23 protein-coding genes and 1 pseudogene are annotated in these 22019 nt (G+C 54.3%); 16 read left to right on the top strand and 8 right to left on the bottom strand.

All coding sequences use genetic code 11. From position 1 onward, the window contains the following. Positions 1–129: 129 nt before the first annotated feature. Positions 130–618: a thioredoxin family protein gene (locus tag MYS68_RS17755; protein ID WP_248927116.1), complete on the bottom strand. Its 489-nt coding sequence runs from the start codon at positions 616–618 to the stop codon at positions 130–132. Positions 619–861: 243 nt separating this feature from the next. Here MYS68_RS17755 and MYS68_RS17750 point away from each other — a divergent pair, with 243 nt between their 5' ends. Next, the gene (locus MYS68_RS17750; RefSeq protein ID WP_248927115.1) at positions 862–1710 is read left to right on the top strand and encodes a hypothetical protein; all 849 of its coding nucleotides are present in this window, start codon (positions 862–864) and stop codon (positions 1708–1710) included. Positions 1711–1771: 61 nt separating this feature from the next. After that, positions 1772–1930 carry a hypothetical protein gene (locus tag MYS68_RS17745; protein WP_248927114.1) on the top strand — a complete coding sequence of 53 codons (159 nt, stop codon included), beginning with the start codon at positions 1772–1774 and terminating at the stop codon, positions 1928–1930. A 167-nt stretch (positions 1931–2097) separates the two neighbouring features. On the opposite strand, the gene MYS68_RS17740 is transcribed toward MYS68_RS17745, so the two are convergent. From MYS68_RS17740 to MYS68_RS17720, 5 genes are all read right to left on the bottom strand, one after another. Next, positions 2098–2994 carry an aldo/keto reductase gene (locus MYS68_RS17740; protein WP_248927113.1) on the bottom strand — a complete coding sequence of 299 codons (897 nt, stop codon included), beginning with the start codon at positions 2992–2994 and terminating at the stop codon, positions 2098–2100. A gap of 13 nt (positions 2995–3007) precedes the next feature. Beyond that, complete coding sequence (locus tag MYS68_RS17735; protein WP_248927112.1) at positions 3008–3913, bottom strand: RraA family protein; 906 nt, start codon at positions 3911–3913, stop codon at positions 3008–3010. A gap of 48 nt (positions 3914–3961) precedes the next feature. Then, entirely contained in the window at positions 3962–5347 is a 1386-nt protein-coding gene (locus tag MYS68_RS17730; protein WP_248927111.1) for a mandelate racemase/muconate lactonizing enzyme family protein, read from the bottom strand. A gap of 36 nt (positions 5348–5383) precedes the next feature. Then, a complete protein-coding gene (locus MYS68_RS17725; RefSeq protein ID WP_248927110.1) occupies positions 5384–6121 on the bottom strand; it encodes an SDR family NAD(P)-dependent oxidoreductase in 738 nt (245 codons plus the stop codon). A gap of 340 nt (positions 6122–6461) precedes the next feature. Further along, positions 6462–7292 carry an SDR family NAD(P)-dependent oxidoreductase gene (locus MYS68_RS17720; protein ID WP_248927109.1) on the bottom strand — a complete coding sequence of 277 codons (831 nt, stop codon included), beginning with the start codon at positions 7290–7292 and terminating at the stop codon, positions 6462–6464. A gap of 231 nt (positions 7293–7523) precedes the next feature. On the opposite strand from MYS68_RS17720, the gene MYS68_RS17715 reads away from it, so the two are divergent. The 8 genes from MYS68_RS17715 (at position 7524) to MYS68_RS17680 (ending at position 14990) form a co-directional block, all read left to right on the top strand. Further along, positions 7524–8168 (top strand): GntR family transcriptional regulator, encoded by a 645-nt coding sequence (locus tag MYS68_RS17715; protein WP_248927108.1) that lies wholly within the window; start codon positions 7524–7526, stop codon positions 8166–8168. 53 nt (positions 8169–8221) lie between these two features. Continuing rightward, positions 8222–9400: a helix-turn-helix domain-containing protein gene (locus MYS68_RS17710; protein ID WP_248927107.1), complete on the top strand. Its 1179-nt coding sequence runs from the start codon at positions 8222–8224 to the stop codon at positions 9398–9400. Between the two features lie 132 nt (positions 9401–9532). Further along, positions 9533–10486 carry a carbohydrate ABC transporter permease gene (locus MYS68_RS17705; RefSeq protein ID WP_248927106.1) on the top strand — a complete coding sequence of 318 codons (954 nt, stop codon included), beginning with the start codon at positions 9533–9535 and terminating at the stop codon, positions 10484–10486. After that, complete coding sequence (locus MYS68_RS17700; RefSeq protein WP_248927105.1) at positions 10483–11316, top strand: carbohydrate ABC transporter permease; 834 nt, start codon at positions 10483–10485, stop codon at positions 11314–11316. The genes MYS68_RS17705 and MYS68_RS17700 overlap by 4 nt, the downstream gene beginning before the upstream one ends. Positions 11317–11357: 41 nt before the next feature. Then, a complete protein-coding gene (locus MYS68_RS17695; RefSeq protein ID WP_248927104.1) occupies positions 11358–12683 on the top strand; it encodes an ABC transporter substrate-binding protein in 1326 nt (441 codons plus the stop codon). Between the two features lie 18 nt (positions 12684–12701). Then, positions 12702–13709, top strand: coding sequence for a mannonate dehydratase (locus MYS68_RS17690; protein WP_248927103.1), 1008 nt, complete (start codon positions 12702–12704; stop codon positions 13707–13709). A gap of 5 nt (positions 13710–13714) precedes the next feature. Next, positions 13715–14056, top strand: a complete 342-nt coding sequence (locus MYS68_RS17685; protein ID WP_248927102.1) for a Dabb family protein — start codon at positions 13715–13717, stop codon at positions 14054–14056. Positions 14057–14246: 190 nt separating this feature from the next. After that, the gene (locus MYS68_RS17680; RefSeq protein WP_248927101.1) at positions 14247–14990 is read left to right on the top strand and encodes a DUF4085 family protein; all 744 of its coding nucleotides are present in this window, start codon (positions 14247–14249) and stop codon (positions 14988–14990) included. Here MYS68_RS17680 and MYS68_RS39100 read toward each other — a convergent pair. Continuing rightward, positions 14920–15117, bottom strand: a pseudogene (locus tag MYS68_RS39100) (cytochrome P450); the annotation flags it as partial. The gene MYS68_RS17680 and the pseudogene MYS68_RS39100 sit on opposite strands and share 71 nt — an antisense overlap. 106 nt (positions 15118–15223) lie before the next feature. Here MYS68_RS39100 and MYS68_RS17670 point away from each other — a divergent pair. From MYS68_RS17670 to MYS68_RS17645, 6 genes are all read left to right on the top strand, one after another. Beyond that, on the top strand, positions 15224–15649 hold the full coding sequence (locus MYS68_RS17670) for a hypothetical protein (RefSeq protein WP_248927100.1): 426 nt from the start codon (positions 15224–15226) through the stop codon (positions 15647–15649). Positions 15650–15749: 100 nt separating this feature from the next. After that, the gene (gene sdaAB / locus MYS68_RS17665) at positions 15750–16427 is read left to right on the top strand and encodes an L-serine ammonia-lyase, iron-sulfur-dependent subunit beta (protein WP_248927099.1); all 678 of its coding nucleotides are present in this window, start codon (positions 15750–15752) and stop codon (positions 16425–16427) included. Next, positions 16424–17368 (top strand): L-serine ammonia-lyase, iron-sulfur-dependent, subunit alpha, encoded by a 945-nt coding sequence (gene sdaAA, locus MYS68_RS17660; protein ID WP_248927098.1) that lies wholly within the window; start codon positions 16424–16426, stop codon positions 17366–17368. The genes sdaAB and sdaAA overlap by 4 nt, the downstream gene beginning before the upstream one ends. Positions 17369–18304: 936 nt before the next feature. Then, entirely contained in the window at positions 18305–19039 is a 735-nt protein-coding gene (locus MYS68_RS17655; protein WP_248927097.1) for a GGDEF domain-containing protein, read from the top strand. A 97-nt stretch (positions 19040–19136) separates the two neighbouring features. Continuing rightward, positions 19137–20012, top strand: a complete 876-nt coding sequence (locus MYS68_RS17650; protein WP_248927096.1) for a DUF6454 family protein — start codon at positions 19137–19139, stop codon at positions 20010–20012. A 116-nt stretch (positions 20013–20128) separates the two neighbouring features. After that, positions 20129–20428 (top strand): hypothetical protein, encoded by a 300-nt coding sequence (locus tag MYS68_RS17645; protein ID WP_248927095.1) that lies wholly within the window; start codon positions 20129–20131, stop codon positions 20426–20428. A 146-nt stretch (positions 20429–20574) separates the two neighbouring features. Here MYS68_RS17645 and MYS68_RS17640 read toward each other — a convergent pair whose 3' ends face one another. Next, the gene (locus MYS68_RS17640) at positions 20575–21573 is read right to left on the bottom strand and encodes a phage baseplate protein (RefSeq protein WP_248927094.1); all 999 of its coding nucleotides are present in this window, start codon (positions 21571–21573) and stop codon (positions 20575–20577) included. Positions 21574–22019: the final 446 nt, after the last annotated feature.

Raw genomic sequence — 22019 nt, 5'->3', positions numbered from 1 at the left:
TTTTTGTATTATTCAAAAAAAATATTCAAAATTGCGCTTATTCGATCTTTGTCCGAAGCTGCAGGGAGAAGCCCGGCCACGAAACAGGGGAGGCGCTCCGAGATGCGCCTCCCCTGCGTATGTTTGCGGTCATATCTCTTTTTTGATGCTTTCCATGAAGTTTTTAAACGTATCCGAGGTTTGCTCTCCTTCCAAACGTTTCGCTTCCTTGCCTTCTTTATAGTAAATCAAGGTCGGGGTTCCTTTAATGCCGTACTGATCCCAACCGCTCTTGAATTCATCGAGATTGAACTGCTTAATGGATACGTTCATTTCTTTGGCAAGAGGCATCAGTACAGGCGAGGTCACCTTGCAGTGCGGGCAAGTGGACCCGAAGTAGTAGACGATAAAGCTTTCTTTATTCGTGAGCTTCCGGTTCAGTTCGTCCGGTAAAATAATGTTCTGGTAATTCGGATCGTCGAGTATTTTAAGGGTTTCCGGGTTAAGTTTCTCCGGTGCAATCCCGTAAACGTTGTTCGCGTATTTCGCATATTTCGCTTGCGTGGAATGCTGATTGAAGAAATAAACGGCGCCGAATAATCCTATGATGATGATCAAATAAACGAACAGTTTTTTCATGGAAGGTTCCTCCGTGTTTGTGCTCTATGATACATATAGTATCACCAAAATGCACCTTTGGCAATAAGGTCAATCTGTTTTTGCTAAATTATAACATTGATATTAGGCAAAATCAGCGAATATTTGATGGCAGTCGACATATATGGGCCTTAAAAAATCAAAAATACCTATTTACAACGATACATAATGTATCTTATGATAGGTCTGTAAGACTATATTGCCGCAAAGGAGTCTGAGAGTCCTATGAAGAAGGTCTGGAGTTTATGGCTGGCACTGTCTTTGTTTTCGCTGATGTTTGCGTCGGCGGCATTCGGCGAGAAGGCAGGCGGGGGAGGAGGAGGGAAGGCGGGAACGACGTTAAACGCCTCGGTGACGGCCGAAGGTTACCGCGTCAAGAAGATGACGTATGACTGGAGTATTGCCAAATCGGTTAACATCGAGCGCCCGGTCGTGGAACGCAGCAAGCCGTTTACTTTGGCATACACGCTGAAGGCGACCCGCACGCTGATCTCCGAAACGGAACAAACCGGCGTGCGCGGAGTCGTTACGGTGACGAACGGCGGTGCCAAGCCGACGGAAAATTTGAAAATCGTCGCATTCCTCGAAAACGTGCCGGGCGCTTCCGCGACGGTCATTCCGAGCGAACCGCTTGCGCCGGGACAAACCAAATCGTATCCGGTGAGCATGGTTTTCGCCGGCAGCAGCAGCTCGTCCTATAAGCTGGTTGCGCAAGTGACGATCACGAATCATTCTGGCAGTCTCGGAATACCGAAAGGGCCGACACCCAAGCAAGGAGGCATCAAGATTCCGGCGAGCGCAATGATCGAATCCGTTGATGCAAGCGCTGTTATTAACGATGCGGCTGTCTGCCCCACGGGATTTACGTGTACGCCGAACAAGCCGGCCACGTGGACATTAAACCAAAGCGGCGACATTTCTTACAGCATGACGGTCACCAATTCGTCCGCGCCGGCAAAATCGCTGTTCGCCCTTGTGAATACGGCAAGGCTGACGGAAAACACGTCGGGCGAGCAGCGTTCGGCAAGCAAAACGGTGTTGATCTTTACCGGATGCGGCTGCACCGGCCCGTGAGCCGGATATCTGTTCCATCTAAGCACGACGCCATGAAAAAATGTTTAGGAGGAATTGTTCGATGAAGAAACCGAAGTATGTAAAACCGGCCGTTTTGGAATCGGAGCTTATCGTGTTCGAAACGAGCTTGTCCAGCGGATGCGATTGCATAACGACCATCCGGCTGGGTGACGAATTTATCCGAGTATGTCAAAAGGGCGACACCTGGTATCCGCTGTAAAGCCGCTCGTCTAAAGTGAAGATGAGGACGAAGGTGCCCCCCGGAATGCTTTACCGGATCTCCGGGGGCGCAGCTTTCATGAATGCGATTCAGCTTGCCGGGTTTTTGTCCGCGGAACAAAAAGCGGACAAACGCGGGTGGCGCGCAGCACACTGCAATCGCTGCGTTCAGCGCAAGGCCAAAGCGTCAAGACGCCTTTTCGCCTCCTCATACACGTCCGCGGGTAGAGGTCCTTTCTCCGCATGCCGAATGTTTTCCGTCAGATGATCGGGGTTTTTGGTGCCGACGATCGTTGTTGTCATGTGAGGGTGGGTTAAGGTGAAGCGAAGCAGAAACCCCGTCCGCTGCTCGCCTTCCTCCAGCAGTTCGTCAAGTTTGGCCGCCTCCCAGACGGCCCAGCGTTCGGCCGAACCCCGGCCGATGCCGGGTTCGCCTTGACCGACGCCTCCGCGGACGATAATGCCGGCACCTGTTCCGCAAGCCTCCGTAATCCATTGTTCGTGCTCGCGTTCGAGAGCGGAATACGGGATTTGAAACGTATCGAAGTCCCGCGAACGAATGTATGAGGGCAGATGCGGCAGGTAGGAGGATATCCCGATCCAGCGCACTTTGCCGGTGGCTTGAATCTCTTTCAGCACGTCGGTCAGCCGGCCTTCTTCAGCCTGCTCCACCGTCGGGCCGTGCAGCTGGAGCACGTCGACATAGTCCGTTTTCATTCGTTTCAGGCTCGTATCGATATTGTGCAGCAGATTGTCCCGGGTCCAAACGTGCGGCGTTTCGTCGTGGTCGCCGCAGTCGACGAGCGTGCAGCCGCACTTGGTAGCAAGAAAAAATTCATTCCGGCGGCCGCTGATAAAACGTCCGATCAGCTCCTCGCTTCGGCCGTAATCATAAGAAGTGTCGATGAAATTGATGCCCGCATCGAGAACGGCATGTAATATTCGCTCCGCCTCGCTATCTTCGACAGGTCTTCCTTTCCAGACTCGCGGACCACGGATTTCCATCGCCCCGAAACCCAGCTTCGTTACGCGAAGCCCGGTCCGGCCCAAAGTCGCTTTTTCCATAATCCCGGCTCCTTTACAAGCGCACGTCGACGGACGGACCGTCCGACTCGCTTCTTCGGGCCGATTCAAGCTCCTCTTCCCAGGTCAAGTGGCGGTATGGCTCGGCCCGCTCGTCGCGCTCAAACCATCGCAGGAAGTCCTGCCACATGGAGACGCTCCATGTTGAATCGATCTGCGCTGTCGTATATGTTTTGTCCTTCAAGCGGATAAATCCGAAGACGTCGCGAACCTGGGACTTCTCCGCGTGGATGGCCGTGAGCTCGGCGAGATGGGCGGGAATGAATATAACGCCGGACGGCGTCCCAAGCACCACATCACCCGGCAGACAGACAGCCCGCCCGATGCGGGTCGGCACGTTCATGCCGACCATCGTAACGTCCGCGATGGCCGTCGGATCGCTGCCGCGAAAATAGACGTTGATATTTTCGATCTCCATGACCTGCTGGTTGTCCCGGATGCCCCCCCAAATGACTGCTCCGCCCCGTTTGGTGCGCGTCGAGATAGCCGTCGACAAATTGCCTCCCACATACGTACCCTGGTAAATTTTATCGAACATATCGACGACAACGACATCGTCCTCCTCCAAGGAGTCGATGACCCACTGGTTAAAAAAACCTCGGCGGCCTTCCTGCTCATGACCGTAGTTCAGCAGCGTTTCGTGCAGATCGGGGCGCTTCGGTACCATGACCGCGGTCACGGCCCGGCCAACCATCACCTTGTCCGGATGAATGATCTTAAAATCGCCTTCGAATTGATAATGGTACCCCCTCGACCAGAGGGGCCCCCAAGCCTCTTCCAGCGTAATTTTCCCCAGACGGCGCAGCACGCCCTCCGGCACCTTGGGCCGTCCGTTCGGAAACCGCTCTCCTTGCCAGAGCGGCGTCCATTGAATAATATCTTCGGCATGATCGAATTTCATTGCAGGCACCTCGCTTTGGTTTGATTTTTGGAAAAAGAGGGGGAAGCTTTAGCTCCACAAACGGTCGTGTGACCAGTACCGGTTCCATTGGTCGGTTGCTTCCCATAAACCCGGGATTTCCGCATGAAGATGCTGGGCGATGACCTCGTCGTTCAGCGATTCGATGCCAAGGCCCGGGGCGTCCGGGACGGTTATAAAACCGTTTTGCACGAGCGGCTTCGGCAGCTTGCCGACGATCAGATCGTCCCACCAATCGACGTCGACGGAATGGAATTCGAGCGCCAGGAAATTTTCCGTCGCGGCGGCGGCATGGACGGCGGCCAGGCAGGCGATCGGACTTTCCGCCATATGGATGGCCATCGCGACGCCGTACTCCTGGGCCATATCGCCGATTTTTTTCGTCTCCAAAATGCCTCCCGTCGTCAGCACGTCCGGATGGATGACGGAAACGCCTCCCGATTCGAGCAGGGGCCGGAAATTTTCCTTCAAGTAAATATCTTCGCCGGTGCAAATCGGCGTCGTCACGGATCTCGCAAGCTGTGCGTATTGGTCGGTGTACTGCCACGGAATCATATCTTCCATCCAGGCCAAATTGAACTTGTCGATCCGTCTTCCGAGCTTGATGCAGTCCTGCAGCCCGATATGGCCGAAATGGTCGATCGCGAGCGGCACTTCGTACCCGATGACGGCCCGGACCTCGGCGACATATTGCTCCAGCATGTCAAGCCCTTTCTCGGTTACATGAATGCCTGTAAAAGGGTGGGCGATATTGTAAATATCATAGTGGCGGTTTCGCAATTGTCTAAGCTCCTGCTCCGGCAAATTCGCGTTTTTGCGGTTATGCCATGCCCCCGACAGCGCTCTCATTTCTTCCAAAAAGCCGAGAGGAGCGCTGAGCGTCCCCGGTTCATGAATGATTTGGTTGATGCCGAGATCCATTTTCAGAAACGTAAATCCTTTTTCCATTCTTTTCTTCAAGGCGGCGCCCATTGCGGAGCCGCTGTCTTTGCCGCCCACGTCGGTATCGCAGTACATGCGGATTTTGTCGCGGAACTTGCCGCCGAGCATCTGATAAACCGGAATGCCGTAAGCTTTGCCGGCAATATCCCAAAGCGCGATCTCCAGCCCGCTGACGCCGCCCCCTTGCCGAGCATGCCCTCCGAACTGCTTGATGCGCCGGAACAGCTTGTCGATATGGCACGGATTTTCGCCCAGTAGCCTCGCTTTCAGCATAAGGGCGAACGTTTTGTCGGCGCCGTCGCGCACTTCGCCGAAGCCGACGATTCCTTGATTTGTGTACACCTTGATCAAGCTGCAGTGCATCGGGGCGCCGGCAATATCGGCGAAGCGGATATCGGTGATTTTCAGGTCGGAGGGCCGGGAATACGTATTGACATGGGCAAGCGTGCTTTCATAATTTTCCTGTTTCAGCATGGAACCTCTCCTTTGCAGAATAAGTTGACCCAAAATTTACAGAAGCATGCTGGCGCCGTCCAGCCGAATCGTCGCGCCGGACATAAACTCCGTGTCGTCCGAGGCGATGTAACACACGAGGCTGCCGACGTCCGAAGGCAGCCCGACGCGTCCGAGCGGAAACTTTTTACGGCTGGGAGGCTTGCGCGGTTCCTTGTATTTGCCGACGTCCACCGCGCCGGGAGCGATGGTGTTCACGGTAATGCCGTATTGCGCAAGCTCGATTGCGCATTCCCTGCCCAGCATCTTGACGCCGCCTTTGCTCATGCAGTAAACGACGTCGAAGTCGGTCGGCCTTTTACCGTGCACGGAGGAGATATTGACGATGCGGCCGGCCTGTTTCTTTTTCATAAAAGGCACGACAGCCTGGATGCACTGCCAATAGCCCTTCAGATTGATGGCCATCATGCGGTCGAACTGTTCCTCGGTATAATCGGACCAATCGCAGTTAAGCTGGAGCGCTGCGTTGTTGATTAAAATATCGATGCCTCCAAAATGCGCCGCCGTCTCGTCGACCATCCGGCGTATCTCATCCTGGCAGGCGACAGCGGCCTTCACGAGGATCGCTTCGCCCCCCAACTCGTCGATCCGTCTCTTCGTATCGGCAGCCCCGGATTCGCTGGAGTTGTAATGAACGGCCACCTTGGCGCCTTGTTTGGCGAGCTCCAGCGCGATCCCTTTGCCGATCCCTGTGCCCGCCCCGGTGACCAGAGCCGTTTTTCCCGCTACGCTCATAAGGCTTCCCCTCCTCGGTTGTTTAGTTGAATTTATAGACTTGCGGATACTCTGGCTTGCCGAAATTTGGTAGAGCGTGTTGGCATAGAGTTTTGCGTCAGCAAAACCTATGCCGACAAACGCGGGCAAGAGGCACGCATCCGCTCCAAAAGTCTCCGCTCCTGAAGTTAAGCGTGTCAGGCATAGGATTTTTTAGCGAAAGCAAAAATCCATGCCGGACAAACGCGAACTAGCAGCGAGCACTCCCTCCCTAAGGGCGGGTCCAGGGCGCCCGAGCGCCTGGGGTCCCCCTTTAGGGGGATTTAGGGGGTGCCCCTCGATTTAGGGGGTGTCCCTCAATTTAGGGGGTGCCCCTTGACTCAGAAGCTGAAATGGAATGGTCCCCCGGTGGGGGACTTGGTGGGGGGCTCACCTTACTATCCATATAATGCATCAAAAACCCGCCGTCCAGCCGGATATCCGCCCCGTTCAAATACTGCGCTTCGTCCCGGCAAAGAAAGCAGGCGAGCTCGGCCAAGTCGTCGCAAGTGCCCAATTCGCCGCTTGGCACTTTATAACGGTACGAATCGTACAGCGACGAGAGCTCGCTTTGGAACAAAACGTCCGAACCTTCGACCGGCCCCATTTCGATAAGGTTCACCCTGATCCCATGCCGGCCGAGAAAAATCGCAGCTTCGCGGGCAAGCATTTTGACGGCGCCTTGCGACGCACTGTAAGGAAACGACGCGCCCGTCGGTTTCTCCCCATGGATGGAGCCGACCAAAACGACCGAACCGCCGCCCCGGGCAGCCATTCGCCGGCCGACCGTCTGCGTGCAGAAGAAGGCCGATTTGGCGTTGGCGTTCAAAATGTCGAGAAACAGCGCTTCGCCGCATGTTTCCACAAGAGCCGGCCCGATGGCGCGGTTATTGTGCACAAGCGCCGTAACGGCGCCAAGCTCCCGTTCGGCCTCGTCCAGCATGGCTGAAATATGGCTGCTTTTGCATAAGTCAATATTGACGATGTGCGCCTTCGTCCCGTCGGTTCGGGATAATTCCGGCAAATTCGACAATTCCTTGCCGCCGGATGCGCTGTTCAGAAGCAGACCGGCGCCTTCGCGGGCAAACCGCCGAATGAGCGCTTTTCCGGAATCGCTGTCGGCATCCGTGATAAACACGACCTGTTTGGACAAGTTTCCTGCACCTCCTCGGGTTCGTCAAAACATTTGAGCGGAGTACGTTACGTTGCCCCCGGTACATGACCATCTTACAAAGCGAGCGGGGAGGAAGGCGATGCCATAATATTTTGATTTTGTTTGATTTTTTTGGAAAGCGCTTGACAAAATCTGGATGGCCTCATACGATACTATTATCGATTATCGATAATTTGCTTTTTCGCCGCAGAAAGGTGGGATTCGCCAATCATGGAAACCGCGAACCTGGCGCGAGCTCCGATTTCTCTCAGCGAGCATGTGTATATTTCTTTAAAAAAGAAGATCATGAAGGGGGAATTGCCGCCCGGACACCGCCTGATCGTCCTTGAGATCGCGGGGGAATTCAGCGTCAGCCAAGCTCCGGTAAGGGAAGCGCTGGAGAGGCTCAAGCAGGAAGGACTGATCGTCGGCAAAACGAACAAGGGCTCCGCCGTTTCCGAAATTACGGCCAAGGAAATTCGCGACATTTACGAGCTGCGCCAGCTGATTGAAGGCCACGCGCTGCGGGCGATGATGAAAGCGCTCACAGCCGAAGACATCAGCCGACTGGAGCAAATCGTCGCGGGAATGAGGGCGTCCGTTGACGAAGGGGACCCTGACCGGCTGGTCGAGCTGGATATGGCGTTTCATGGGTATTTTTACGAACGGAGCGGCAATGAGCTGCTTCAGGACATTTGGAACAGCATCAAAACGAAAATTATGCGCTTTATCACCATTACGAATCAGGATCATAAAGGTTACAGCATCCCAAATTCGCATACGGAGCTGCTCGAGCTTATTAAAACGGGGGACGCAGACCGTACGGAGGAGAAACTGATCCGGGGATTTGATTTTTACAAGCAGTATACGGGATAACCTTACGGCGACCGACGTATTCATAACTTTTCTACCTGAGGGGATGAACGGATATGAACAAAAGCACGACCGTACCCGCCTATGGGGCTGACAGGGGGGCGGGGAAGCGGGCCGACTGGGACAGGGAGCTGGCCGGCCTCATCCGAAGCGGCCGCATCCGGCCGGAGGAATTCAGGGCGAGGCTCACGAACTTGGGAATCCGCGCCTATTTCTCCTACCCGACCCTGGCCTTGTTCGAACTGAGCCCGAACCCGCCCCATGCCGGGCCGGCCGACAGCGGGATCCTCGAAGCTTGCGAGGCCATCGAACGCAATGCGCCGGCCGGCTGCATCACATTCATCGACGAACCAAGCCGCATCGGCATGATTTTCTCCTGGGACGACAGGGAGAAGCTCCATCGTCTGCACGGCATCCTCCAAAATCATTACTCGCAACCATTCTCCGGCACGGTGACGACCGCCATCGGCAATCCGTGCCGGCACCTCTCGGACCTGCACATCGGTTACAATCAAGCAGCGTCTGCGCTAACTCACAAATATTATCAGGGAATCGCGGAAATCATCTATTTCAGCAGCGTAAAACCTTTTTCAAGCGAGGTGAAATATCCGGACGATAAGGAAGAGGAGCTGTTTCAGCTTATTCAGGGCGGCCGGACCGCGAATGCGGTCGAGAGGGCCGTCGATGCCTTCTATGAAGCTCTGCTGCAAGGCGGATTGCCGAAGCCGGAGCAAGTAAACGACGCTTCAGCCCATCTGCTGATCAGCCTCGAGCTTCGGATCAAAACCTATGCCCGCGAGAGTCCTACCGTGAAACCGGACATCATGGCCGTGCTGCAAACGCAGACGTTGGATGAGATGAAAAGGAGCGTTTGCGGGTACGTGAAAAGCGTGAGCGATTGTTTTTCCAGAGACGGCCTTCAGCGCACGATTATAAAAAAGGCGCTTGCATTGATGGAAAATGAATACGACAAAGCATCGCTCCCTTACGTGGCGGAGAAGGTGTTCATCACGCCCGCATACCTCAGCACGCTGTTTAAAACGAACATGGGCGTCACCTTCATCGAGCATTTGACCGACATTCGGATCGGCAACGCGAAGAGGCTGCTGAGGCAAACGCACCTGAAAAACTATGAGGTGGCCGAGAAGGTAGGTTACCATGATTCCAGGTATTTCAGCCAAATTTTCAAGAAGAAGGTCGGACTGTCTCCCAGCGAATTTCGCGATGCGAATTAAAAAAAACAAACATTTTCAATAAATCCTCTACTGTTCAAGACGATGCCGGTCTGATACTTTGTTAATTACGATAAATCAAGTTTGTTTGAAAGCGCTTCTAAAATGGAAATTAAGTGGAAGGAGCAGTTCCGGATGATTGCGAAAACGTCTGTGTATCAGGAGTCTGCATTATCCCGGCTGCGCAAAAGTGCGGCGTTCGGACGCCAGCATATAGCCGGCTATTTGTTTATCTCGCCGTGGTTGATCGGCTTTTTTCTGCTGACGTTGTGGCCGATTGTCAGATCGTTTTATCTTTCCTTCACGGAATATTCGCTGCTGGAGGACCCTTCATGGGTCGGCCTTAGCAACTACGAGGAGATCTTCCTCCGTGACGAAATATTCAAACAATCGCTCAAAGTCACCTTCACCTTCGTTCTTTTCTCCGTGCCGCTGAAGCTGCTTTTTTCCTTGATGGTCGCCATGCTGCTGAATCGGAGCATTCGCGGCATCAATGTGTACCGGACCGCGATTTACTTCCCTTCGCTGATCGGCGGCAGCATCGCCGTTTCCGTGCTTTGGCGAAACATGTTCGATTTGAAAGGGTATGTGAATCACGTGCTCGGCTGGTTTGGCATTCAAGGCGTCGGCTGGCTGTCCAATCCGGATACGTCGCTGGCGACGCTGGTGCTCTTAAACGCCTGGCAGTTCGGGTCGACGATGGTCATTTTCCTCGCAGGGCTGAAGCAAATACCGCAAGATTTGTACGAATCCGCATCGGTTGACGGCGCGAACCCTCTCCGCAAGTTTTTCCATATTACGCTGCCCATGCTGTCCCCGGTCATGTTCTTTAACCTGGTTCTCGGCGTCATCGGCTCTTTCCAAATGTTTACGTCCGCCTTCATCATCACGAAAGGGGGACCGGCCAACTCCACGTATATGTATGCATTGTTTCTTTTTGAAAAAGCGTTCAAGCATTACCAGATGGGCTATGCCTCCGCGCTCGCGTGGATCCTGCTGATCATTATCGCCGTGCTGACCGCGCTTAACTTTCTCGTGTCCAAATATTGGGTGTACTACGAGTCGGAAGGAGGACGTGCGAACGGATGAGAACCCAACGGTCGAAAAACCTCGTCAGCCAGCTTGTGCTGCCCGTCATGTCGTTCCTTATGCTGTATCCGGTATTTTGGTGGATAGGGGCTTCGCTCAAGAAAAATTCGGAAATGGGCTCGCCGTCGATTTGGCCGGAGGAGCCGATGTGGGAAAATTTCACCAAAGGCTGGTTCATTTCCGCGGATTACAATTTCACGACCTTCTATGCCAACACGCTGATGATGGAGTTTTTCAACGTGCTGGGAGGTGTCGTGACAAGCGCTCTGGTCGCATACGGGTTCGCGCGCCTGAACTTCAAGTTTCGCGGATTTTGGTTTTCGATTTTGCTGCTGACGCTGATGCTGCCGGGGCAGGTGACGATCATTCCGCAGTACATCTTTTACAACAACCTGGGGCTCGTCAACAGCTATATTCCGCTTATACTGCCTCATTTTCTCGGCGGCGGCGCGTTTTTCATCTTCCTGCTCGTACAGTTTATCCGGGGTATTCCGCGGGAGCTGGACGAAGCGGCGAAAATCGACGGCGCATCGGTGTACGGCATCTTCCTGCGCATCATTTTCCCGCTTGTTAAGCCGGCGCTCGTGACGGTGGCGATTTTCACATTCATCTGGAGCTGGGACGACTTCTTCGGGCAGGTGCTTTATTTAAGCTCGATCGAAAAATATACCGTCAGCCTCGGGCTGCGCATGTTTGTCGACCAGTTCGAAGTCCAGTGGGGGCAGCTGCTGGCCATGTCTCTGCTGTCGGTTCTTCCTTCCGTCATCGTGTTTTTCCTGGCGCAGAAGCATTTCGTCGAAGGGATTGCTACTACCGGCATTAAAGGGTAGTTTCAATAAAATTCATGATAAAGGGAAGGGGCTTAAAGATCATGTCGCAACGAACAAAAAGGTTATCTGCGCTGGCGGCCGTAACGCTGTCCGGCGCACTCGCCCTGGCGGGCTGCAGCGGAGGGAGCGCTCCGGCTTCCGGCAAGTCGGGAAACGCGGACGGGAAGAAGGAGGGAAGCGGCCCGGTCAACATGAAGATCATGTGGTGGGGGCCAGACGCCAGACACCAGGCTACGCTGAAGGCGATCGAGCTGTATCAGCAGCAGAACGGGAACGTCAAGTTTACGTCGGAATATTTGGACTGGGACGCATATTGGACAAAGCTGACGACGCTGGCCGCCTCGAAATCGATGACCGACGTGCTGCAAATGGACGGAGCCTACATTCAGGATTACGCCAAACGCGGACTGCTGGAGGATTTGTCCGACGTCGACTTGAAGGGCATTGTCGATCCGAAAATTTTGGAAAATCTGAAAATCGGCGGCAAGCTGTACGGCATTCCGCTCAGCCATAACGGATCGGGCATCGTTTTCAACAAAGCCGAGCTGGAGGCGGCCGGCATCAAGCTGCCCGCAAAAGATTGGACTTGGGACGATTACTTTGCGTTTGCGAAGGAAGCGCGGTCCAAATTGCCGAAGGATAAATACGGCATATCCGATTCTTCCACCGGTTGGGATTGGTATCAGTTTTATCAGACGTCTTACGGCAAAGGTCCGGTCATGGTCGACGGCACCAAGTTTAACCTGGACAAAGACTTATGGTACAAATTCAACCAAACGTACGAGCAGTTTCGCAAGGACGGCGTTGTGCCTCCGGCTCAGGTGCAGGCCGCGTTCAAGGAAAACGACCCGAAATCGGACCCGATGGCTTCCGGCACCGTCATGACAAGAGGGGCCACGGTCGGCTCCGTCAGCGTGCTGGAAGGGCTCATGCCGGGCAAGGTCGCCGTCGTGAACAACCCGGTCGGCCCGTCCGGTGGCGGCTGGGCGCAGTCGACCATCTTCCTCAGCGTCAGCAGCTCCTCGGCCAATAAAGCGGAAGCGAAAAAATTCGCGAGATGGTTCATTACGGACCAGGAGGCCGGCAAAATCCTGGGTACGACCCGCGGAATCCCGATCAATCAGCAAATTTATAAGACTCTCGAGCCGAATTTGAAAAAAACGGATACCATCGGCAAAGATTTGCTGGAAGCGGCAATCGGCAAAGCGCTGCCGTTTTACCCGGCGCCTCCGGGATGGGAGGACTACGTCAAGACGTATCAAACGGAAATGGAATCGGTGATGTTCGGCAAGCAATCGCTCGATCAGGCGTACGAGAAAATCGTGAAAAAAGGCAAGGACATCGAAGCGAAGCTGAGCAAAAAATAAGGAAGGGAGCGGTGCAGCATGCAATTGGCGGAATTTTTGCCTTCCCGCCCGACCAGGCTGTGGCATCTGGCGAAGCAGATGGGCGTAGATTACGCGGTAGGCCCCCTGCCTTGGGAAGAAAAGGAGCGGAAGCCGTGGGATTTCATGAGTCTGCTTCATATGAAGATGCGCTTCGAGGACTTCGGCTTCAAGCTCGCGGTCATCGAATCGGCTCCGCCGACGAACAAGATCAAGCTCGGCTTGCCGGGGCGCGACGAGGAAATCGAGTCCATGCAGCAGTTGATCGAGAGCATGGGGGCGGCGGGCATCCCGGTATTATGTTATAATTTCATGGCACAGTTCAACTGGTTTCGCACTTCGACGACGACAGCTACCCGTGGAGGAGCGCTCGTATCGAGCTACGACCATTCGCTTATGCAAAATGCTCCGCTCACCGAAGCGGGAACCGTTTCGGAGGAACGGCTCTGGGAAAACCTGCATTATTATTTGGAGCGCATCGTTCCGGCAGCCGAGAAAGCAAAGGTGCGCCTGGCGCTGCACCCCGACGACCCGCCGGTTTCCCCGATTCGCGGCGTGTCGCGGATACTGCGCAGCGCCGAGGCGCTGCAGCGGGCGATCGATCTTGTGCCGAGCGAATACAGCGGCATCACGTTGTGCCAGGGGACGCTCGCGACGGCGGGCGAGCATATTCCGAGCGTCATCCGCCGGTTTGCGGCGCAAAACAAGCTGTTTTTCGTCCATTTCCGGGACGTGCGCGGGACGGCGGAAAAGTTCGCGGAGACGTTCCACGACGACGGCAAAACGGATATGTACGAAGCGATGAAGACGTATGTCGAAGTCGGGTACCAGGGGCTGTGCCGGCCCGACCATGTGCCGACCATGGAAGGGGAAGACAACGCCAATCCCGGCTACGAAACGCTCGGCCGTTTGTTTGGCGTCGGCTATATCAAAGGATTGATGGAGGCGGCTTGCGCCGAGCGTCATCCGCACGGTTCGGTGGCAAACGCGATTCACGCGAAAGGATGATTTTCATGAGCGGTCAAGACCGGCAGGAGCAGGCGGATCAAGCGAATGTTCAAGGCATCCGCCATATGGTCATTTTTAATTTGAAACATCCGCAAGGTTCGTTGGAAGCGGAACAATTCCTGCAGGACGGAAGGGAAATATTGACATCGATACCCGTTGTCCGCAACTTCGCCGTGTTCCGGCAGGTCAGCGTCAAAAACGACTACGACTACGGGTTTTCGATGGATTTTGCCAGCCAGGACGACTATGACAGCTATAACGCGCATCCGCTGCATGTGAAGTTCGTGCGGGAGCGGTGGGAGACGGAAGTGGAACGGTTTTTGGAAATCGACTTCGTGCAGAAGTGACGGTGTTTTCAAGGGAAACGGCAGGAAAACCTTATCTTTTGGCGGGAAGGCCCGGTGTCGGGCTGCCGCCGGGGATGAGGTTTTTTTGTGTTATGCTCGAAACATCGCTGCGCAAGTGCAACTTTTTTAATGCCGGATCGTCTTTTTACATGTGTGCCAAATTATGTTACTTATGGGGGTAATCCGGCTTATGCTTTATTTTACTAAAGAAATGTACGAGAAAATGCAGGTCTGCGGTTATTTGCGGGTGGTCCCTCATCTGAACGAGCAAAGCGAAGAATCGATAGAATGGTTCGCTGCACAAGGCCGCGATTACCGCTCCGAAAGGCGGCAGGAATTTCTGCATCTCAAACCGCTTTTGCTCAAATATGTGCCGGACTACCGCGTTTCGGCCATATTCGAGCAATTCGTAGCGGAAACCGAACCGCGTACCGAAGAATTGACCGAATATGTCAGTCAATGGGCCGAGAAATATGACAAAGAGTGGTTGACGGCATCCCGGAGCAGCCGGGAGGAGTATCATGAAATTCGCTCCAAGCTTCCCGAAAACTTTACGGCGATGTATGAGAAACACAATCTGCACGATGCCAAAATCATATCCGTTCAATCGTCCGAAGACGGCGTCGTCGTTGTCAAACTGGACGGGAGCGGTTCGTTAGGGCTATACGGCACCGGTTACTTGACCTTTGAAGATGTGCATATTTGCGAAATACCCGACGATGCGGACGGAGACTGGTGGCTGTACGATGAAGTTCATTTGACGCCGGAAGGCCATATGGACTTTAGAGCCTTATTGCATGCCAGCTCGGGCCCAGCCGGGGAAATCGTTCCCCTGCACGAGCTTCGGATTGTCGCGCGGGGCTTCAAATTCGCGCTGGAGAAATTTGCGGAGGCCGAAGTGTGCCAGGTAGAAGGTTTGAGGAAGTCGGAATAATTTGCAGCTGCTCCGAAGCGATCTGCCCCTCCAATCGGGCGAGAGGAGCACCCTGGCAGATACGGATACCGAACCCGAACGACATGTGCGGATTCGGTTTGCGCCGGGGTTCAAAGCGGTTCGGGTCCTTGATCTATTATCGGACTAGCAAAGCTTGGGGTGATATTTTGGCGAGGCGGTATCCGTGGTTAAGCGTTACCTTTCTTTCCTGTTTTTTGTTCGGTTGTTTCTATGTGGCCACATTTGTTGTCGCAGCGGTAAGCTACAGTATGTTTTCCGCTGAGCCCGCGGATATGTCCCGGGAAATATCGTGGATCTATTACGGCGTCTTGTTCTCGGTGTTACCTTATTTACCGATGGGTGTCCTGCTTTACGGGTATGTGGGACGTGCTCCGCTGATCCTTGCCATTCATGGGGTAGGGGTAAGTTTTTTGCTCGAGAAGGGATTGTTTGTTTATCTGGGGACATTGCTCGGTACGGGGTACCCGTGGTACGGGCGAAACTTTCCTGCGAGCGGACACGCTGTTCTTTGCGAGGAACTGCCGATGTTCTGCGGCTCTTACGTTTGGAGTTACAGCATTTGGAGCACGGCTGCAGCTCTAGGGGTCTTTTATGCCGGTGCCATGATCGGCAAGAGGGTGAGATATAAGCAGCGTTAACAGGTGAACTTGAGAAAAACCGATGTTATGCATATTTTTGGAAAAAAATGCGTATACTATCCGTTCGAAGAGAGTCTTTACTCATGGGAGGACGGTCAGCATGCGCTTTAAAGACGTATTTTCCATCATCGGCCCCGCCATGGTCGGGCCGTCCAGCTCCCATACGGCCGGGGCCGTCCGCCTCGGGCGGGTCGCCCGCGAGCTGCTCGGCTGCACGCCGGAGCGGGCGGACATCGCCTTTTTCGGCTCGTTCGCCGATACGTATCGCGGGCATGGCACCGATCTTGCGGTAGCCGCCGGCCTGCTCGGCTGCGATACGGACGATATGCGGATTCCGCAGTCGCTCGAATTGGCTGTGGAGGCGGGGATGCAGGTGTTTTTTCGGTCGGGCCGAGGGCTTGCGGCGCATCCGAACACGGCGGAAATCCGGCTTATCGCCGGGGATAGGGAAGTCCATATGCGCGGCGCCTCGATCGGCGGGGGGAACATCGAGATCGAAAACGTGAACGGCTTCGATGTCCGTTTCTCGGCGATGTACCCGACGCTGCTCGTGTTTCACGCCGACAGGCCGGGTATGATTGCGGCGATAGCCGGGATGCTGGGCCGGGAAAACATCAATATCGGGTCGATGGATCTCGACCGCAAGGGGCGAAGCGGCGCCGCATTGACCGCGATCGAGTCCGACAGCGGCTTCGCTCCGGAGCTGCTGGAGCGTTTGTCCGCGCTGTCGGATGTTACGGATGTCCGGGTCATCGACATCACGGAGGGCGGCCGATGAGATTCCGCACGCTGGAGCAGCTGGCCGCCGTTTGCCGGGAAGAGGGCAAGCCGATTTCGCAGGTGATGCTCGAGGATCAGGCGCACGAATCGGGCCGTCCGATGGAGCAGGAGCGGGCGAAGATGGTCGCCTATTACGAAGTGATGAAAACGGCGGTGCGCAAAGGGCTCACCGAGTCCACGCTGTCCCGCAGCGGGCTGACCGGGCTCGATGCGCAGCGGCTTATGGCATACCGCGCAGGGGACGGCGGTTTGCTCGGAAGCGAGGCGTCGCTCGCGATGGCTTATGCGCTGGCCGTCTCCGAGGTGAACGCGTCGATGGGCCGCATCGTCGCGACGCCGACGGCCGGCTCGTGCGGCGTCATTCCCGGCGCGTTCGTCAGCGCGCAGGAGCGGTTCGGCTGGAGCGACGGGCAGATGGTCGCCGGGCTGTTTTGCGCCGGGGCGATCGGGTATGTGATCGCCAACAACTCTTTTGTGTCCGGCGCCGAAGGCGGCTGCCAGGCCGAGGTCGGCTCGGCCATCGGCATGGCGGCGGGCGCGCTCGTGGAGCTGCGCGGCGGATCGCCGGCGCAGGCGGTGCACGCGGTCGGCCTCGCGCTGAAAAACACGCTCGGCCTCATCTGCGACCCCGTAGCCGGGCTCGTCGAGGTGCCGTGCATCATCCGCAACGGCTTTGGTGCGGTTACCGCACTGGCGGCCGCGGATATGGCGCTGGCCGGCGTGCGCAGCGTCATCCCGTCGGACGAAGTGATCCAGGTGATGCTGGAGATCGGCAGCGGCATGCCGGAGAAGCATCGAGAGACGGCGAAAGGCGGTCTCGCGCAGACGCCGACCGGCCGCCGCATCATGCGCGAGCTGTACGGCAAGGACGGCGCCGACCGCAAGGCGATCCGGCGTGGCTTTCCGGGCGGTCGCCGGGAAGAAGGCGATACCCCGTGAGCGATTTGCGCCAGAGCAGATGTGCATGTGCTCACTGTGAGAGTACCCAGAGTTTTCCAGAACGCTATGCCGCTGCCATCTCGACGAACTCTATAGGTTGAACCAAACATTTACATGTTACAGCGGTGCAGCGGTCGGTTTCGGCTCATGCGGTAAATGCGGTACATGGCGTAACGGTTGCAGTTGAGCTTAAAGGGGCCAAATGGGTGATTTCCGAACGGCAACGGTTGCCAGAGCGGTTATTTGTGAACTTTCATCGTATGGAGGAAGAAAAGTTGAGAAATAAGCTCTCCCATAACCGTTACAATTTAAAAATGACGTTTTTGAGCCAAATAAGCTCGTCAGCAACCGTTAACCTACCCGTATCCATAGCGCCTATGCAATCGGTCTTTCGAAAATGAGGACATTCCCTTTTTTAGTGGTAGTGTCGTGGTTTTGGTCAATTGAACCCATTGTGAGTTCCAATTGATATCCAAATGGACTACTATGCAGCATTCTGCCATTTATGTAAACTATTTAAAATCCAAGTACAAAGCTTGACTGTACTTGGATTTTTTGCGTGGGCATTTATGAACTCACTCTCCACGCACCAAACGCGGGCCCGCGGCACTCAGAAACTCCAAAGGCACCGCGTCATAAGTGCAGCGTGCCCGGCATAGGATTTTTGACGCGAAGCGCAAAAATCCATGCCTGACAAACGCGAACTAGAAGCGAGCACTCTCTCCAACTGTGCGGGTCCAGGGCGCCCGAGCGCCTTGAGGGCTTTGCGCAGCAAAGCCGGCTTCGGAAGCCTGTGGTCCTCCCGCTGGGGGGAATTAGGATGGCGCTACCTTTCATTAAAAGATTTTAATAAAGTTGATTTAATTTTATGGAGGAATAACTAGAAAAATGACGAATTTTGTAGTAAAAAATCGAATGACCGGGGGATGTGTAATCGTGGAGGGCAAAATAGTAAAACAAGAGCTTTTTGCAGAGGAGCTTTCCGTACTTCGAAACGCTCAGGCGGATCTGCAAAGAAGGAACTTCGCCGCCGGGGAGCTTCAAACGAGGTATGAGCTGCTGGTCGACGAATATGCCAAGCTGTTAAGAACAACGGTAAAGCTTGCGCGGGTCGGCGATATTCACGGACAAAATCTCGTCAACCAAAACAAACGGCTGAAGGAGCAGTCGGAAACCGATTACCTCACAGGGCTGTTCAACCGGCGCAAGTTTTGGACGAGCATACCGGTTTGGGCGGCGGAAGGCAGGCCGTTTGTGCTTATGCTGCTCGATATCGACCGATTTAAACAAGTCAACGACCTCTACGGCCATTTGTCCGGCGATGAGGTGCTGCGGTCGTTTGCGGGCATTTTAACGGACCAGAGCCGGTCAGGGGATTTGGTTTGCCGCAGCGGCGGCGAGGAGTTTGCCGTATTGATCCGCGACGTCACTGTTTCCCAAGCGGTATCGATCGCCGAGCGGATGCGCCTCAAGGTGGAGAGCACCGGCTTTCGTTTAGCCTCCGGAGAGCCGATTCGGATTACTGTCTCCATCGGTCTGGTCGAGTACGCGGACGGAATGAGTGCGGAGCAGATGCTGCTGCGCGCGGATGACGCTCTCTATTTGTCCAAGCAGCAGGGCCGAAACCGGGTCAGCGTATGCCCTGCTGCCGATAACTTGACACCGCTTTAAATGTTGAAAAAAGAGTTGGCGTCTCAACCGGCCAAGCTTTAAACTGGAAATACGAATCGGCCAAACCGCCGACCGCCAAACGGAAGGACAGGTGGACATGGAGAACCGGCGTCTGATCGCCCAGTTTCTAAAGCTTACCCGCAGCACGAAATGGGAGTTAAAAGGAAAAGTTCAACTGCAGTTCAACAACCATCATGCGCAAGGCATGATTCGCATCGGCGATCGCTTTTATTTATCTTCGGTGGAGCTGATCGAGAAGCCGGTATCGTACGGCGAATCTTCCCCTGACGGGTTTGACCGTTCTCCCGGCCGGGGAATCGGCCATCTGTTTGTTTTCGACCGGGAAGGCAAGCTGCAGCACGATCTCTGTCTGGGTGAAGGCGATATGTATCATCCCGGCGGCATCGATTATGACGGCGAGCATATTTGGGTGCCTGTCGCCGAATACCGACCGCACAGCCGCTCCATTATATATAAAGTCGACCCGAAATCGATGAAAGTGGGGGAGGCTTTTCGGGTGAACGATCATATCGGCGGAGCAGTCCGCGAAGGCAGGGACGGCAGGCTCATCGGAAACAGCTGGGGCTCGCGCAAATTTTATGTTTGGACCCCGGACGGGGAAGAGCTGCTCGCGCAAAACAATTCAAGTCACTTTGTAGACTATCAGGACGGACATTACGCCGGCGAGGGAAAAATGATAGCAAGCGGCATCGCGGAGCTGCCGAATTATGCTGGAGGTGCGGGTGCGCCTTACGAGCTGGGCGGGTTGGCCCTGATCGATACGAACACCCTCCAGACGGTTCATGAGGTGCCGGTTACGGAGCTGTCTCCGTTCGGGCACGTGATTACCCGCAATCCTGTGTTTCTGGAGAGCGCCGGCCTGCAGCTTCGTCTGTATGCCGTTCCGGACGACGATAACGGATCATTGCTCATCTATGAAGCGGCCGTTCCGCCCGACACTCGTAAAAAATAGAGGAACGAACATCGGAAATGCCGGGATTCCGCACGAAATTTTCCGATATGCGCACAGCCACCGCGAGTGCTTTGTGAATATGCTGATACCAGCACATCAGGTCGGAGGTGAATCCTATGGCGAAATCGGTTGTCCGCAGCGGCGCCAAAAAGCGGCGGACCCGTTATCCGCAGCCGTCGCCGCCTTTTTTTCCGGACCCCGCGAAAATGGTAAGACTCCGTCAAAACGACTCTTTAACGGACAACATCCGTCAACCGGAGCTGCCGGCTTTTTCGTTCGACGATTTGATGAAACAAATGGATCAAATGCTGTCGATGATGAACCGGGTGCAGAAGCTGTACGGTTCGTTCCGGCAGTTCGAACCGGCCATGCAATGGATCGGCCGGTTCCTGTTCCCCGGAGGCGGGCAGAAGTAAACTCGGCAAGATGAGCTTTATCTTGAAAAAGAAACGCCTTAGGAAGACGGCTGCGATGCAGGGCCTCCTGCTCCTCCAGCCGGACCAAGGCGTTATTTTTTTGAAAAAAGGGCCGAATTCAGCAATCTGGAAGAAGTGGGCGGCGGTTATTTAAAAATACTGTCGGAAACGTAATAAATTTTTTGCGTATTTTGTTTATTTACCGGGTCTGTAACTATAGTGAAATAAACGTTGCCGTTTTTCGTCTGTACTCCCTCGATTTCATGGGTTCCTACGTTGGTAATCTTCACAAGGGATTTATATACTCCCGTGTCCGACAACATGGCGATCTGCGGAATATCGCCTTCCGCGCCGCCTGACGTATAGATTTCCGTATTTCCGAGCATATCGACACCCTGGAAAGAACCGTTCGGCCTGATTATGGCATCGCCCGACTGCGTAAAGCTGGCAACGCAGGCACCGACCGCCTCCGCGCTGTCCATTCGTACCTGCTCATTGCCGTCAAGCAGCTTGTTCAATGCAACCGTATCATAAATGGACCAGGTTACGTTTCCTTCTGCCGTTTGTATGCGGAAAACCGTATGGGTACTGTTGCCTCCGGCATCAACACGATAGGTGTCGCCTAATCTCGAACCGGTTTCATTGGCGTAATTCATATAGGTGAACCGATGGAGATCCGTATAATCATATGTCGCGCCGGCTTTGTATTGAAGCCTGGCCACCTGGAGCGACCAGTTATACGTTGTTGAAGGATCCGCTTTGGAACTGAAATAAAAGTAATTGATATTATTGTAAGTATACATATCCAGCGTTTGGCAGTGACCGGCATTGGTGACGGTCATCTCATCGACGTAGGTCGCGTCGCTTCCATTGATGAGCAATCTGGAAAGATAACATGTTCCCCCGGACCGTTGGGTCACGTAAACATACGTTGAAGCGATATAAGCTTTTTGAACGGCCACGTTATATTTTAGTCCTTTGAGATTGTATGCGAGTGTTGCCGAAGCATTTACGGTTTTCCCGGGAGTTGCCGCTGCCGCAAATACGGGCGAAACCGATATTGCCGAGACAAGAATGGCAAGAATAAATGAGGCAAGCATTTTTAATTGCCTTTTCATAAGGCTGGGCGATTGAATTTGAAACATTACAGATACCTCCATTCAAAATAATAATCGAATTCGACTGGTTTTGGTTTGCCTCCGAAAGCTTACACGGAAGAACACTTCTCGAAAAAAGGACGGTCGCAGTCTCCTCCTTTCTGCGGATAGCAAGCCTAATGACAATAAAAACCCGGACGTCAGCATTCGCACCGCAAGGAGAGAATGCAACATCCGGGTTTTCTCATAGACTCCACCCGTTACATGATGGCAGGCATATTCAAAATCGATTACGCACTTTATTTTCCGGCAAATCCATGGAGTTTGCAAGATAAAGTTTTGTAAACACCAGCTCTAAAATGAAGCTGGTATGGCTCGACTATTCCATTCGTTTTCATGCCATTTTTATCAATAAAAATCAAATGAAGTTAAAAAGTTTTTCCGCCCCCCCTTGCATTAGAGCGCGCTCTAACGTTTAAACTGGGATCAGACAT

Source organism: Paenibacillus hamazuiensis, from assembly GCF_023276405.1.
Classification (GTDB): domain Bacteria; phylum Bacillota; class Bacilli; order Paenibacillales; family NBRC-103111; genus Paenibacillus_AF; species Paenibacillus_AF hamazuiensis.
This window is presented reverse-complemented; position numbering and strand designations above follow the sequence as displayed.

Excerpts from the sequence above, each read along its gene's own strand:
- MYS68_RS17740 (WP_248927113.1), bottom strand. The coding sequence starts at position 2,994 with ATGGAAAAAGCGACTTTGGGCCGGACCGGGCTTCGCGTAACGAAGCTG.
- MYS68_RS17705 (WP_248927106.1), top strand. The coding sequence starts at position 9,533 with ATGATTGCGAAAACGTCTGTGTATCAGGAGTCTGCATTATCCCGGCTG.
- MYS68_RS17715 (WP_248927108.1), top strand. The coding sequence starts at position 7,524 with ATGGAAACCGCGAACCTGGCGCGAGCTCCGATTTCTCTCAGCGAGCAT.
- MYS68_RS17640 (WP_248927094.1), bottom strand. The coding sequence starts at position 21,573 with ATGTTTCAAATTCAATCGCCCAGCCTTATGAAAAGGCAATTAAAAATG.
- MYS68_RS17700 (WP_248927105.1), top strand. The coding sequence starts at position 10,483 with ATGAGAACCCAACGGTCGAAAAACCTCGTCAGCCAGCTTGTGCTGCCC.
- MYS68_RS17750 (WP_248927115.1), top strand. The coding sequence starts at position 862 with ATGAAGAAGGTCTGGAGTTTATGGCTGGCACTGTCTTTGTTTTCGCTG.
- MYS68_RS17650 (WP_248927096.1), top strand. The coding sequence starts at position 19,137 with ATGGAGAACCGGCGTCTGATCGCCCAGTTTCTAAAGCTTACCCGCAGC.
- MYS68_RS17745 (WP_248927114.1), top strand. The coding sequence starts at position 1,772 with ATGAAGAAACCGAAGTATGTAAAACCGGCCGTTTTGGAATCGGAGCTT.
- MYS68_RS17730 (WP_248927111.1), bottom strand. The coding sequence starts at position 5,347 with ATGCTGAAACAGGAAAATTATGAAAGCACGCTTGCCCATGTCAATACG.
- MYS68_RS17685 (WP_248927102.1), top strand. The coding sequence starts at position 13,715 with ATGAGCGGTCAAGACCGGCAGGAGCAGGCGGATCAAGCGAATGTTCAA.
- MYS68_RS17725 (WP_248927110.1), bottom strand. The coding sequence starts at position 6,121 with ATGAGCGTAGCGGGAAAAACGGCTCTGGTCACCGGGGCGGGCACAGGG.
- MYS68_RS17710 (WP_248927107.1), top strand. The coding sequence starts at position 8,222 with ATGAACAAAAGCACGACCGTACCCGCCTATGGGGCTGACAGGGGGGCG.
- sdaAB (WP_248927099.1), top strand. The coding sequence starts at position 15,750 with ATGCGCTTTAAAGACGTATTTTCCATCATCGGCCCCGCCATGGTCGGG.
- MYS68_RS17755 (WP_248927116.1), bottom strand. The coding sequence starts at position 618 with ATGAAAAAACTGTTCGTTTATTTGATCATCATCATAGGATTATTCGGC.
- MYS68_RS17690 (WP_248927103.1), top strand. The coding sequence starts at position 12,702 with ATGCAATTGGCGGAATTTTTGCCTTCCCGCCCGACCAGGCTGTGGCAT.
- MYS68_RS17645 (WP_248927095.1), top strand. The coding sequence starts at position 20,129 with ATGGCGAAATCGGTTGTCCGCAGCGGCGCCAAAAAGCGGCGGACCCGT.
- MYS68_RS17680 (WP_248927101.1), top strand. The coding sequence starts at position 14,247 with ATGCTTTATTTTACTAAAGAAATGTACGAGAAAATGCAGGTCTGCGGT.
- MYS68_RS17735 (WP_248927112.1), bottom strand. The coding sequence starts at position 3,913 with ATGAAATTCGATCATGCCGAAGATATTATTCAATGGACGCCGCTCTGG.
- sdaAA (WP_248927098.1), top strand. The coding sequence starts at position 16,424 with ATGAGATTCCGCACGCTGGAGCAGCTGGCCGCCGTTTGCCGGGAAGAG.
- MYS68_RS17695 (WP_248927104.1), top strand. The coding sequence starts at position 11,358 with ATGTCGCAACGAACAAAAAGGTTATCTGCGCTGGCGGCCGTAACGCTG.